The sequence below is a fragment of the Metabacillus herbersteinensis genome, from assembly GCF_042433335.1.
Classification (GTDB): domain Bacteria; phylum Bacillota; class Bacilli; order Bacillales; family Bacillaceae; genus Metabacillus; species Metabacillus herbersteinensis.
The window spans coordinates 50,260-63,755 of record NZ_JBHLVO010000014.1 but is presented as its reverse complement, the minus strand read 5'-3'; the positions used below and the strand labels follow the sequence as shown (position 1 = coordinate 63,755).

The window sequence follows — 13,496 nt, the reverse complement described above, 5'->3', positions numbered from 1 at the left end:
ATGCATGGCTGAGGCTGACCAAGGCGCTTGCGCTTTTGTTATACACATATGTATTGGGGATAGTCTGATGTTGGCAGAAAAACTTCTTTTGCATGTCCTAATTATACTTGTACCTGTCCTCATTTATACAGTTCTAGTTGATAGGCGAATTGGCAAATCACCGTATTTAATTGGCATTTTACAAGGGTTTGCAGCTTTTCTTTGTATGATTTTTCCTTATTTTAGTTATGGGCTTTATTGGGACTTTCGTTATGTTCCTCTCGTTATGTCGATTCTCTATGGAGGTCCTAGGGCTGGACTAATTGTTTTTGCAGTTATTGTTGCAACCAGAACCTATATCGGTGGAGATGCATTGTTTTTTGGTTATGCGAGTGCAATTCTTGCAGCAATTATTCCATTTCTTTTTCAAAAAAAATTCTGGAGTTTTAGCGCCAAGATAAGGATTAGGATCGCGGTATTAATAGGATTTTGGCCAGCGTTAGTGCAACTATTTATATTAATATCATTTATGTTGATTCATAATTCATCGTCAGAAAATAGTACCGAGATCTTATTTTATGTCTTCGTATTCGGATCTCTTCATGTAGTAGGAATTGGATTTGCAGCGATGCTACATGAAGCAATTATTGAAAAAAGGTTAATGAAGCAGGAAATTCAACGGGCTGAAAAGGTAAATACCCTGGGTGAATTAGCGGCATCTCTTGCTCATGAAGTTCGTAATCCGCTTACAGTTGTAAAAGGCTTTCTTCAGCTCATGCAGCAGCAGGAGAAAGGGAAAAATGTTGAATACCTTACTCTTGTGCTCAGCGAACTTGGCAGAGCAGAACACATAATTAGTGATTATTTAAACTTTGCCAAGCCCCAGTTTACAAAGATTGAAGAATTTAGACTAGCTGATGCCCTGTCTGATATCATTCTCCTCCTAAATCCACTTGCTTTAAAGCAGGGGGTCAATTTAGACACTGAATTAGAAAACAGTATGTACCTTAAAACAGATAAAAATCAGCTGAAACAAGCTCTTGTAAATATTATAAAAAATGCGATTGAGGCCACTCCTTCTGGAGGAAGTGTGACCGTACATTCGAAATTTTTAGAAAACCAAGCGTTTATCTATATCACTGATACAGGAAAAGGGATGACGACGGACCAGCTGTCAAGAATTGGTACGTTATTTTATTCAACAAAAGATAAAGGAACAGGAATCGGAACTAGTGTGTCGCTGCGAATTATTGAAACGATGAATGGAAAGGTTCTCTATAAAAGTAAGCCTGGGATAGGGACCGAGGTAAGGCTTTCACTTCCTGTTTTTAAGGTTAGAAAATTAGGGTGAATTTTTTATTGCAAAACTCACTAATAATGAAAATGGAGACCCCACCAAGGAGTCTCCATTTTTTTATTAGATAAGAAAGTATAAATTTTTTACATGGAATGCGTTTCTGAATCCAGCTCCAGCGCCGAGCCCCTCGAGGTCATAAGTCAATTCTAAATTGAAGGCAAAGAACGCCTTCTATTTAGAATCGCCTTATGCATGCCTGAGGCTGAACAAGGCGCTTGCGCTTTTTTTATTTGAGCATACTTGCAATCTCTGCTGGCACTGTTTCATCGGTATAAACGCCATAAATATCATTGCCGGCTTTTGTTTTCATTTTAACGTAGTAACTTGCATATGTGCTATATTCACTAAATTGTGTAAGTGCTATAGTAATCTGTTCCTTGTCTTCAATCTTCACTTGATTTGGTCTTGATTTGAAGCGTTGTTCAGGGTCTGGATAACGATCATCCGACAGATTCTCGGCTTTCGCTACCTCAACATACTGCAGTTGTTCAGGGAACAAACGAGCTTTTTCAAGGTAGCCTTTTCGATCTAACCATGCTTCAAGCTCTTCGTACGTTTTTTTCCAATCATAACTCATACTGTTTAAGTGTTGATCTGGTGAACTATAAAAAAACTCTAGCTGTGCCCAGGGACTTCGTGTGTCGACCATTTCTTCATACGATTGCGAGTACAACTCTTTTTGTAAAATCGTTCTTAACTCATTTATTTCAGCTGGATCGAAAATTGATATTGTCCCTGATTGTAAGCCGGTAGGATGGATGGTAATACTTTCCGTTTTTTCCTTAACAATTTGCAAATGCTTTTTCTTATAATGCTCAGACTCCATTACGGGTTTTAGTGACGCCTCAAGTACCTTAGTTGGTACTTGATACTCTCGGACAACTTTTGTACCATTGTTCATGATATAGCTAAAGGAAAGCGGCTCAGTGTCCATTTTTGAAATAGATTCAAGAAGAACCTTCTCCTTCACTATGTTTTCATGCAGATCATGTACATCTTGTATATATAATTTATCTTCCGAATACTTTCCCTGATTCTCAACCCGGTTATTTAGCATTTCATAGCCTTTTCCAAAATAAACACCTTCAATATGTGCCACTTTCGGGAGCTTCGTTTCATATCCAAATACATCAAGCTGAATGATTGTGAAAAGAACAAGAATGACAGCTGTGTAGCTTGTTAAGCCAATAAAAGCCTTAGGATGGAATACTCTCCATGATTTTTTCATTACCATTTCTGATATAAAGTAACCAATGATTGCCCCACTACTATATCCGAAAATAAGCCAGCCTACTTGTTCAGTTGGTTCATTGTCAAAGTAAGCTCCAGCTAGTAACATCGCAGAAAATGTTAATCCATATTGAAAGAGTGGGCGTAGAAATGGAAATGCAAGTGCTTCAGTAGCCATTTCTAAACTTCGTCGCTTATAAAAAAGAAAGCCAATGAAAAGTAATACGAATATAAGAACGAGATAAATAATTGTTTCCCAGAAAGAGAGAAACTCTGTGCCTATAGTAGGGAAACGGGTAAATGGTGTTAAATCTTCTACAGTGCTCGTACTAAAGTAATTGATTGAAAAACCAAACAAAAATTTCCTAAGGTGGATGTTTAGTAACTCGTATAATCCAAAAGGTAAAAGAAGTAAGACGTAAGTGAAAATTCCTTGAACAATGGACATTCCAGTCGCCATACCAACAACTACCGTAAACGAAAAGAAAAAGGCAGTAAATAACGTCATGATTAATCCCCAGTTATAAAGATCTGCTAATGAAAAGTGGGGAACTAGCCCGTTCGTTTGTATCACGAGATGTGTAACGAAAGCTGTTAGCCAAATTGGGACAATTAGCATGACGAGTCCACTTAACAAGTGATGCACATAAAGAGTCTCTCTTTTAATTGGTAAACTGTGAATCATATCAACTGAAAGCTCAACCTGCAAATAACGAAACAGGAAAACTCCTGCTAAAACGGGCAACGTGAACAAAAACATCGCTTGAACATTAATACTGAATGATAAAAGGTTACTGATTTCGGTAAGAAGATATTCGTTTTTCTTCGATGAGATGATTAAAAGTTGTAAGGGCAAAGCGAACATGAGGACAACTAAATATAATGAACCAATCCAGCCATGCTGCCTAAAAATTTGTTGAACTAACCCCAAATTAAAGAAGGATATTTTCGATTTCATAGCCAACACCTCCCATTTCGTAAATGAAAATTTCTTCTAATGTAAGTGGTAAAAGGTCAAAGATTAGTAGTTTCGTAGTAGCGACAGCCTTTTCAATTTCACCTTCACTACCCCGGACAATTAGTAACGTAATACTACCTCGTTTTTCCTTATGTAGAATCGTAAGTTTATTTAATAAATGCTCTTCATGGGTTGGGTCTGCCAAAGCTAGCTGAACTTTATGGGTATCCGATTTTAAGTCATCCAAGTCTTTTTCAATAAGCAATTTCCCATTATGCATGATGCCAACATGATCACATAAATCCTCAATTTCTCGCAGATTATGAGAAGAAATTAAAACGGTCAATTCGCGTTCTGCAACTTCTTGAAAAAGGAGATTCTTTATTTTTTGTCTCATCACAGGATCCAAGCCATCAATCGGTTCATCCAAGATAAGAATATCGGGCATCGCGGATAGTGCAAGCCAGAAAGCTACTTGCCTTTTCATCCCTTTTGATAAGCGATGCACTTTACGATTTGGCTCGATGTTAAACACCTCTTCCAGTTGCTGAAAGCGTGCTTGATTCCAATTAGGATAAAAGTGCTTATAATATTGAGCCATTTGTTTTACCGTTGCTTGGGGATAAAAGTAGAGTGCATCTGGAATAAAGACTACACGTTTTTTTACCTCTATATTTTCGTAAGCCACAGCACTATCAATCAAGATATCCCCTGAATTTGGACGGAGAATTCCAGCAATCATTTTTAAAAGTGATGTTTTCCCAGCTCCGTTTGACCCAAGCAATCCATAAATGGAGCCCTTTTTCACTGAAAGAGAAAGATTTTCGACTGCATGTTCTTTTTGGTACGTTTTAGATAGGTTTTTTACAGTAATCAATTTTTTTCACCCCTTGTTTGTATCATCGCTTCCTGATAGATATGAAGTAAATCTTCTTTTGTTAAGCCAAGATAAATAGCTTCTGCAATTAATTTCTGCAAATCAGTCTTCAACTCATCAAATGCTAAATTAGCGGGCATTTGCTCAATCTGTGCAACGAAGTTTCCTTTTCCCTTTATGGAGTAGAGGTAGCCTTGTTGTTCAAGCTCTCGATAGGCCCTTTGAATCGTATTGGGATTTACCGTTAACTCGCTCGATAGCATTCGCACAGATGGAAGCTGTTCATCAGGCTTTAATATTTTATGAATAATGGCTTCTTTAATTTTGTCTACTAGCTGCTCGTAAATTGGCTTGCGACTTCTAACATCTAATTGAAACATGGCTGCCCCCCTTACATGTGGAATTGTTTATACTGTGTTAACTGTATTAATAAGATTAATACAGTTGTTATTTTACTTTTATACCTAAAAATTGTAAAGATATATTTTTATCGGAAAGAACGTGGAGTTGTCGTCACAGGTAATGAAGATGGAGGAAAAGAATCCGCACGCTCGATTCTATATAGTTTACAGCACATCGGGTTTACCGTCCCACCAAATGTCGATGCATATTGGGTAGGGGAAGCGGGACCAGGTCCTTCTTACATCGAAGCAGGACAAGATAGCGATTTTACGAATAAAAATGTAAATGTGATGAGCTATAATCTGCTGCACTTTGCACGGATGCTGAAGAAACACCCGATTCCTGCCTGAGGGAAACTCAGAGTGATGCAAAATGTGTGTTCCATACGAAGTAACTGGTGTCCGGCCTGAGCGGAACACCAGTTTTTTTATCGTTTACCAATAGAAGTTTTAGAATGCGTTGAACGAACTGTCGAACAAGGTGGAAATTCGTCGAAACGTCAATAAAATGAAAATTCCGAAAATAAACCCCTACTTTTCGAAGATAAAAACCCTACTTTTCGGAGATACAATTACTATTTTCGAAGATAAAGCTTCTTCCCGGCAAATAATCTATGAATTTTAGACGGAAATCCTATATAACGATACATAATCATAAAAAAATCAAAATTGAAGTGAAAAAATGATCATTAAATAGAAAAAAGCTCCTTTATATAAGGAGCCAAACAATTCATTCAATTAAAATCGTCAATCATACTTCCTCTCACTAGACGAATCATCCTTCGTTTTATGGTTTTTTTTCTCATCACGCTTTTCAATCTTCAAATCTTCCATTGGAATCGGATCGACATTTTGTTCATCTTCAAAGCGATCAAATAAGCTCACCTTGTCTGTTGGGTATTGTTCGGGATGGTCTCTTTTTTCTTTTTTAGTATTGTTTTTTTCTTCAGTCATACGATCTCACCTCATTTACCCTAGTTTCTTATCTATACCTTAAAGGACATTGGATGAAACTTATCACATCTTGAAGGTTTAATTAGCTCTACACTCTCTTTTGCTATAAAATAAGACCTAACAATAAAAGTTATAAGGATTGATAAATGGTATGAGTATTATTTCAGTAGAAAATTTATATAAAACATATGGTGAAAAGGTTCTTTTTGATCATATTTCATTTAGCATTGCGGAGAAACAACGAATTGGGTTAATTGGTGTAAATGGAACCGGGAAGTCAACGTTACTTAAGGTGCTAGCAGGGATGGAGAGTGTTGAAGAAGGTGAAATTAGTCATGCTAATCACCTACAAGTCGAGTTTCTACCACAGCAGCCTCACCTTGATGAAGACTTGACTGTTTTAGATCAGATCTATTATGGAGACTCCGTAATCATGAAGTTGATGAGGGAGTATGAAGTTACACTGCAAGAACTTGAGCTAGATCCAATGAACGAGCAGAAACAAACCAACTTAATTCGTGTGCAGCAAAAGATGGATGAAAATGACGCATGGGAAGCTAATACGGTTGCAAAAACAATCCTCACTCGCTTAGGTATAACTGATTTTACGAAAGCAGTTAAGCATTTGTCAGGTGGGCAAAAAAAACGTGTCGCGATCGCAAAAGCATTAATCCAGCCAGCAGACTTATTGATTTTAGATGAGCCAACAAACCATTTAGACAATGAAACGATTGAATGGCTTGAAAGCTATTTGTCTCAATATAGAGGGTCAATCATGGTCGTCACACATGATCGGTATTTCTTAAATCGAATGACAAATCGAATATACGAGCTTGATCAAGGTCAGATTTATACGTATGAAGGAAATTATGAAATATTTCTCGAAAAAAAGGCAGAACGCGAGCTACAAGCTGAACAATCAGAAACGAAAAGACAAAACTTATTACGTCGAGAGCTAGCTTGGCTTCGCCGTGGAGCAAAAGCTAGAGCTACAAAACAAAAAGCACATATAGGACGAGTAGAAGATCTACAAGAGCAAAAGGGTCCTGCAGCTAAAGGTGATCTAGACTTTGCTATAGGCTCAACACGTCTAGGGAAGAAAGTAATCGAACTTGAGGGAATTACTAAGTCTTTTGGTGAAAAAAAGCTCATTGATCATCTTGATTACTTAGTCGTGCCAGGGGAACGCCTTGGGATTATTGGACCAAATGGTAGTGGGAAATCAACGTTGTTAAATATTATCGCAGGTAGAGTAAAGCCAGATGCGGGAATAATTGAAGTTGGGACAACAGTGAAGATTGGTTTCTACACACAAGAGCAGGATGAGATGGACGAAAATCTTCGTGTAATTGAGTACATTAAAGAGGTAGCGGAAATTGTTCATACAGTTAATGATGAAGTCATCACAGCCGAACAAATGCTAGAGAGGTTTTTATTTCCACGTTCGATGCAATGGACATACATCCGAAAGCTCTCAGGTGGCGAGCGGAGACGTTTGTATCTGTTACGAGTTTTGATGGGAGAACCAAACGTACTGTTTTTAGATGAGCCGACCAATGATCTAGATACTCAAACTCTTGGTATTTTGGAGGATTACTTAGATCAATTTCCTGGCGTCGTCATTACGGTTTCACATGATCGTTATTTTTTAGACCGCGTGATCGAACAGCTACTCGTTTTTGAAGGAAATGGTCAGATCTATCGTTTCCAGGGCAGTTATACAGACCATATGGAAGAAGCAAAAAGAAAAGAACTAGCACATAAAGAACAAGAGAAGTCTGCAGTCGCAGAGAAGACGATAGTAAAAAAAGAATCGCGCAAAAAACTTTCTTACAAAGAGCAACAAGAATGGGATTCCATCGAGGATAAAATTACACAACTCGAGGAAAGAAAAGAGCAACTTGAAAACGAAATCGCAGGAGCTGGAAGTGACCTAGGCAAAGTGCAAGAATTCTTCAAGGAGCAACAGCAGGTCGACATAGAGTTAGAAAAAACAATGGACCGCTGGACTGAACTCTCAATTTTGGTGGAAGAGATTGAAGAAGGAAAATAGCTCTGTGAAGTCCAAGCCGCGTATATGGGGGCTTGGGCTTTTTCCTTATCGAAATTACTACAAACAGTGGTGAGATGAACTTATAATTGGCAAGTCTTTACTTATCTCCTTCCTTGACAATCGGAGGAGGACTTGTCAACATCCTTATTACGAATCAACCGATAAAGGGCTTTGCCATCGCTTGGCGATCCGTTTTCGTACTCCATCGGAAGCAGGGCAAAGAAGATAAAATAAAAAGAAAAGTAAATAAACTGATGCCAAAAGATAGAAGGTTCAAGGATTTGCTGCCAAATTAGCTGATTAACAATGAAGATGCTCACTAAATTAAAAAGAGAGCCTCCGAGAAAAATAAGTGAGTGGCTTAATCTGTTATCAAAGGTTAAGTGATTGTATTCACACCCACCATACCAAAAATAATACTTTCTAATTTCAACAAATCCGATTGAAAAAAGCCTTTTTCCACAGCCGATGACAACCTTGATTTCTTTTCCACCAAAGATCTTAGCAAAAAAGATGTGACCTAACACGTGAAGTAATGTAACCGCTGGAAAGATGATAAAGAAAGCCTGTATAAACTTTAAAAAGTCATCAAATCCAAACAAGTTTATAACCCTCCTAAGATCGGTATACTGACTAATTTCTTGTTACCTTTTACCTTGTACCCCGATTTTAAGCGATTATAACGAGTTCTAAGGAGAAATATAAATTTGGAAATAAATACACAAAAAAAGTGTCCGAGAGATATAGAATCCCCTGAACACTTATCGACCAGACAAAAAAGTATCCTTAGAAACACAGGATACCTATCTTTTTTATCATTCTATTAAAACCTAAGAGTGGCTAGGTTCAGCTACCTTCACAAGCATTTTCCCAAGATTACTACCCTCAAATAATCCTAAAAAGGCATTCGGAATGTTTTCAAAGCCTTCTACAATCGTTTCTTCATACTTCAAGTTGCCTTCAGCTAACCATTTCCCTAATTGTCTAGCCGCTTCACCAAATTGACTTGCATAATTCGAAACAACAAATCCTTGTACGAGAGCGCTTGATTTAATTAAGTATGATTGTATACGTGGACCAACATCTTTGCCTTCTTTGTTATAAGAGGAAATTGCGCCACATTGTGGAATTCGTGCAAATGTATTAAGAAGTGGATAAACTGCATCCGAAACTTCTCCACCTACATTATCAAAATAAACATCTACACCATTTGGACATGCATCCTTAAGATCGTGGCGTAAATTAGTTGTTGTTTTATAATTAACTGCTGCATCGAACCCAAGCTCATTTAGTAAGTAATCAATTTTTTCTTCAGTTCCTGCAATTCCTACGACACGTGCTCCGTGGAGTTTTGCTATTTGACCTACAATTGAGCCAACTGCACCTGCAGCGCCCGATACGACGACAGTTTCACCTTCTTTTGGTTTACCGATTTCAAGTAGGCCAAGGTAAGCTGTTAATCCAGGCATGCCGAGTACACCAAGGTGAGTGCTGATTGGAGCTAAATTAGGGTCAATTCTTCGAAGCTCTGCTGCAGATGCGACAGAGTATTCTTGCCATCCTAACATGCCGATGACAACATCTCCTTCTTGAAATTCAGTTGAACGAGATTCAACAACTTCACCAATGACACCACCAGTAATCACTTCATTTAATTGATAAGGAGCAACGTATGATTTTGCGTCCTGCATACGGCCACGCATATAAGGATCCACTGACAAATACAACGTTTTAACTACTACTTCACCAGAAACTGGTGTCGGAAACACTCCTTCTTTAAAGTTAAAGTCCTCTAAATTTGGTAGTCCTTGTGGTCTTTTTGCAAGTGAAATTTGTTTGTTTGTCTCTTTTTTCATGAAAAATCCTCCTTAAAATTAAAATGAGATTCTGTTAAATATTGGTGGTAAATCGTACTCTATTAAACGTAACACGTCACTTAGTGATGGTCAAAGATTGAAGAGAATTAAAGATAGATAACTATTCTAAGAAGACCACGTCTCTAAAGTGCCTTTTTATCGTGAACAGCTGTAGGTGAAGAAATGGCCAGGAAATTAAGAGTCCCATAAAAGTGTTTCACTGAAAATATTTAATATATCTTATTTAATTAAACGTTTGTTTAACGAAAAAGAGAGAGCCGACATCGTGAAATCAGCTCTCTCTATTATTTTATCTAGTTACGTTAGCCAACTTGAGCTCCCTGAACAACTTGCTTCTTCTCGTACATCTGAAACATGACATAATAAAGCACAGCACTCAAAACAGCTAATAGCCCTAATATGATAAACGTCCAAGTATACCCGAACCATAAAGACATAGGAATCGCAAACGGTGCAATCGTCCGACCAATAGTGAAGCGAAGACTTGCTGCTGCAAAGTATTGACCACGCATGTGTTCAGGTGCAATTTTTGAAACAAAGTTTTGAGAAATTCCGGCAGTCATTAATTCAGCAAAAGTGAACAACGCCATTGCAAAAATCAATCCCCAAATCGAACCTGTTAGACCAAATAGTACGATTGCAATTGCATATAATCCAGAAGATAGAACAAATACATTTCGTTCTTTATACGTTGTCATCCATTTTGTCACAACAATTGTAAACAGTGCAACAAGTAAACCATTTTCAGAAAGTATTAGTCCAAATGCCTGCTCTCCAGAAACAGAAAACGACCAATCTCCCAATGCAAGCACAGTTTGGTTATGAATGACTTCAGTAATATAAACTGGAAAAAGCATATCTAGCTGCATGAAGGTTTGAGCTGCGAGTACTCCAGCTATGATATACAGTAAAAAGGTTAAGTCCTTAAAGATAATTCGGTATTCTCGAACCTGGGTAATTAAGAAGTCGTACCACTTTTCTGTACCGTTTGTCTCCATTGCCTTAAAAACAGGAGCGGTTTCGCGTGTCCACACTGCTAAAATAAGCGCTAATACCATACATATAAGTCCAGCAACAAGTAGCAATTGAAAACGATAATGAACATAAAAAATAGCCCCAAGTATTGGTCCGAATACGACTGCAATGTTTATTGAGGTATAAAAAACAGCAAATACACTACTTCTGTCTTTTTCATCAACAACATCTGCTACCATCGCTTGACTCGCCGGCCAATAAAAGGACCCGAAAACACCTGCTAAAGTAAAGCAGATAAAGCCAAGGACAGGTAATTGCATCCACTGCGAATCAGAAAATGCAAAAACGATAAAAGCAAGACCTTGTCCTAGTGATGACAAGACCATCATCTTTTTTCTTCCAAAACGGTCCGCACAATATCCACCCATTAAGTTTGCTAATACAGAAAAAACTTGGGAAAAAACGAGTAGCAAGCCAGCTTTTCCCTTTCCAAAGGCATCTGCAAAATATATCGTTAAAAACGGAAAAAACATCCAAAAAGTAATATTCATCATTGCTTCGCCAAATAAGCGAATTTTTAAATTATGATCCCAATCCCGTATCCTCATGTTGTCTACCCCAATTCAAGTATTCTACCGTATCCATCATACAATTGGAAAAAGAGAAATACAAGAATGATAGTTCAATAGATTTCCATAATAACGTCGCCGTTAAAGAGGGGATGTCATGACTTATTTGATGTTTCTTTTACAATAATTGCTTGTGAAATCCTCTTAACAATACATTCTTCAATATCTTCATTTTTGAGCAATCCAAGGGTAACGGCTGCCTCTATCTTTTGCTTATCAGGTTTTTTCACTAATTCAATACAATCAGTTAAGTTTAATTCTTCGAGTTTAGGAATCATTTTCTCGTCATGATAGGATTCGGATCGACGAATTTGTCTTTGAATCTTAAATTGTCCTAGTTGTAATTCACCTTTTTCATTTTTTCCACACACTAAATCAAAATGAGCATGGATACTATTCTTTAATTCATTTAACTCATTTTCAAGCTCCTTAACAAGTTTATTAACTTGGTGATAGCGAGCTATTGTTCTTTCAGAAAACTCATTCAAATTAGATTCCCTGTTTACCATTTAATCTCCCCATTTCGCATTATCATCAATAAATTTTATGGAGCGGGGTAGATAAATAGAACTCCAAAAAAAGAATGTACGTTCCTGTCTTATGTTTTATAATCAAGGACTTATAAACTAAAGATAAAAAAGAAACTATAGATAACTATACAACTAGACCAATTTGTGCTATTTTAGTATATATGAAAGCGGTTACTCATATATTAAAATTGATAAAATAGAAATGGGGGATTTTGTATGCTAGCATTTTTACAACGAATTGGAAAAGCATTAATGCTTCCAATTGCCGTACTACCTGCTGCAGGTTTATTGCTTCGTTTTGGTCAGCCGGACTTATTAGATATTCCTTTTATAGCTGCTGCGGGTAATGCAGTATTCGCAAACCTTGCGATCATTTTCGCAATCGGTGTAGCAATGGGATTTGCGAAGGATAACAATGGAGCTGCAGCGTTATCAGGTGCGATTGGGTACTTTGTATTAACAGAGGGTGCCAAAGCGATCAATGCAGATATTAATATGGGTGCTCTCGGTGGAATTATTGCAGGTATTATTGCAGGATTGCTTTATAATCGATTCCATAATATAAAATTACCAGAATGGCTTGGGTTTTTCAGTGGTCGTCGCTTCGTGCCAATTATTACAGCAGTAGTAATGGTTATTCTTGCAGGAATAGCAGGCTTCGGTTGGCCACCAATTCAAAGTGCTATTAACAATTTGGGTGAATGGATTATTGGTCTAGGTGCATTCGGTTCAGGACTATTCGGTTTCTTTAACCGATTACTCATTCCTTTAGGACTACACCATGTATTAAATAATTTATTCTGGTTCCAATTCGGTGAGTTTGGAGGAAAAACTGGAGATATTGCTCGTTTCTTTGCAGGAGATCCATCAGCTGGGCTTTACATGACTGGTTTCTTCCCGGTTATGATGTTTGGTTTACCGGCGGCCGCTTTTGCAATGATCGCTGCTGCAAAGCCGGAAAAAAGAAAAGCAGTTACCGGGATGCTTGCAGGTCTTGCTTTAACATCATTTGTAACTGGAATCACAGAACCAATTGAGTTTTCATTTATGTTCTTGTCACCATTATTATATGTGGTTCACGCATTTCTAACTGGTTTTTCAATGTGGCTTACTACAACCTTAGGAATCCGAGATGGCTTCACCTTCTCTGCAGGGGGAATTGATTATCTATTAAACTTTAACATCGCAGAAAAGCCATTGTTATTGTTACTTGTGGGTTTAATATATGGTGTTCTATACTTCATTATCTTCTATTTCTTAATTAAAGCCTTAAAACTTAAAACACCGGGTCGAGAAGATGATGAACTGTTAGAAGATCAAGTTGCACCAACAGGCGATGGAGTCGCTGAAGCTTATATCTCAGCATTAGGTGGAAAAGAAAATATTACAGGTGTTGACAACTGCGCAACTCGTTTACGCTTAAACTTAAAAGATTCATCCCAAGTTAATGAAGCAGCATTAAAACGAGCTGGAGCCAAAGGAGTAATAAAAGTCGGTGGCACTGCAGTTCAAGTTATTGTAGGAACAAATGTTGAATTTGTCGCAGATGATATAAAAAGGCTACTATAATACGTTGAGAAGAGGAGTAGGAGACTATTCCTCTTCTTTTTTTTGTTCCATAAATTGTTATATATACTCCGATTCCCTCTAAGAAGTGGCTATATAATAGGTATATA

Annotated in this window: 11 protein-coding genes and 1 pseudogene; 4 read left to right on the top strand and 8 right to left on the bottom strand. The window is 37.6% G+C overall.

What is annotated here, in order from left to right; genetic code table 11:
• Positions 1 to 67 precede the first annotated feature (67 nt).
• Positions 68 to 1,330: an ATP-binding protein gene (locus tag ACFFIX_RS15975; protein ID WP_378935694.1), complete on the top strand. Its 1,263-nt coding sequence runs from the start codon at positions 68 to 70 to the stop codon at positions 1,328 to 1,330.
• 232 nt (positions 1,331 to 1,562) lie between these two features.
• Here ACFFIX_RS15975 and ACFFIX_RS15970 read toward each other — a convergent pair whose 3' ends face one another.
• Genes ACFFIX_RS15970 through ACFFIX_RS15960 form a run of 3 tightly spaced genes read right to left on the bottom strand, consistent with a single transcriptional unit; the run spans position 1,563 to position 4,781 of the window.
• A complete protein-coding gene (locus ACFFIX_RS15970) occupies positions 1,563 to 3,524 on the bottom strand; it encodes a DUF6449 domain-containing protein (RefSeq protein ID WP_378935692.1) in 1,962 nt (653 codons plus the stop codon).
• Complete coding sequence (locus ACFFIX_RS15965; protein ID WP_378935690.1) at positions 3,499 to 4,401, bottom strand: ABC transporter ATP-binding protein; 903 nt, start codon at positions 4,399 to 4,401, stop codon at positions 3,499 to 3,501. The genes ACFFIX_RS15970 and ACFFIX_RS15965 overlap by 26 nt, the downstream gene beginning before the upstream one ends.
• Complete coding sequence (locus tag ACFFIX_RS15960) at positions 4,398 to 4,781, bottom strand: GntR family transcriptional regulator (protein WP_378935688.1); 384 nt, start codon at positions 4,779 to 4,781, stop codon at positions 4,398 to 4,400. The genes ACFFIX_RS15965 and ACFFIX_RS15960 overlap by 4 nt, the downstream gene beginning before the upstream one ends.
• A 105-nt stretch (positions 4,782 to 4,886) precedes the next feature.
• On the opposite strand from ACFFIX_RS15960, the pseudogene ACFFIX_RS15955 reads away from it, so the two are divergent.
• Positions 4,887 to 5,153 (top strand): annotated as a pseudogene (locus ACFFIX_RS15955) (flavodoxin family protein); the annotation flags it as partial.
• 396 nt (positions 5,154 to 5,549) lie between these two features.
• Here the strand turns inward: ACFFIX_RS15955 and ACFFIX_RS15950 are convergent.
• A complete protein-coding gene (locus ACFFIX_RS15950; protein ID WP_378935686.1) occupies positions 5,550 to 5,756 on the bottom strand; it encodes a YczO family protein in 207 nt (68 codons plus the stop codon).
• A gap of 151 nt (positions 5,757 to 5,907) precedes the next feature.
• Here ACFFIX_RS15950 and ACFFIX_RS15945 point away from each other — a divergent pair, with 151 nt between their 5' ends.
• Positions 5,908 to 7,809, top strand: a complete 1,902-nt coding sequence (locus tag ACFFIX_RS15945; protein ID WP_378935684.1) for an ABC-F family ATP-binding cassette domain-containing protein — start codon at positions 5,908 to 5,910, stop codon at positions 7,807 to 7,809.
• A 101-nt stretch (positions 7,810 to 7,910) separates the two neighbouring features.
• Here ACFFIX_RS15945 and ACFFIX_RS15940 read toward each other — a convergent pair whose 3' ends face one another.
• From ACFFIX_RS15940 to ACFFIX_RS15925, 4 genes are all read right to left on the bottom strand, one after another.
• On the bottom strand, positions 7,911 to 8,411 hold the full coding sequence (locus ACFFIX_RS15940) for a hypothetical protein (RefSeq protein WP_378935682.1): 501 nt from the start codon (positions 8,409 to 8,411) through the stop codon (positions 7,911 to 7,913).
• A gap of 228 nt (positions 8,412 to 8,639) precedes the next feature.
• Complete coding sequence (gene curA / locus ACFFIX_RS15935; protein ID WP_378935680.1) at positions 8,640 to 9,665, bottom strand: NADPH-dependent curcumin/dihydrocurcumin reductase; 1,026 nt, start codon at positions 9,663 to 9,665, stop codon at positions 8,640 to 8,642.
• 323 nt (positions 9,666 to 9,988) lie between these two features.
• A complete protein-coding gene (locus ACFFIX_RS15930) occupies positions 9,989 to 11,269 on the bottom strand; it encodes an MDR family MFS transporter (protein WP_378935678.1) in 1,281 nt (426 codons plus the stop codon).
• Between the two features lie 116 nt (positions 11,270 to 11,385).
• Complete coding sequence (locus ACFFIX_RS15925; protein WP_378935676.1) at positions 11,386 to 11,799, bottom strand: hypothetical protein; 414 nt, start codon at positions 11,797 to 11,799, stop codon at positions 11,386 to 11,388.
• A 237-nt stretch (positions 11,800 to 12,036) separates the two neighbouring features.
• Between ACFFIX_RS15925 and nagE the strand changes: the two genes are divergently transcribed.
• Positions 12,037 to 13,389, top strand: a complete 1,353-nt coding sequence (gene nagE, locus ACFFIX_RS15920) for an N-acetylglucosamine-specific PTS transporter subunit IIBC (RefSeq protein ID WP_378935674.1) — start codon at positions 12,037 to 12,039, stop codon at positions 13,387 to 13,389.
• Positions 13,390 to 13,496: the final 107 nt, after the last annotated feature.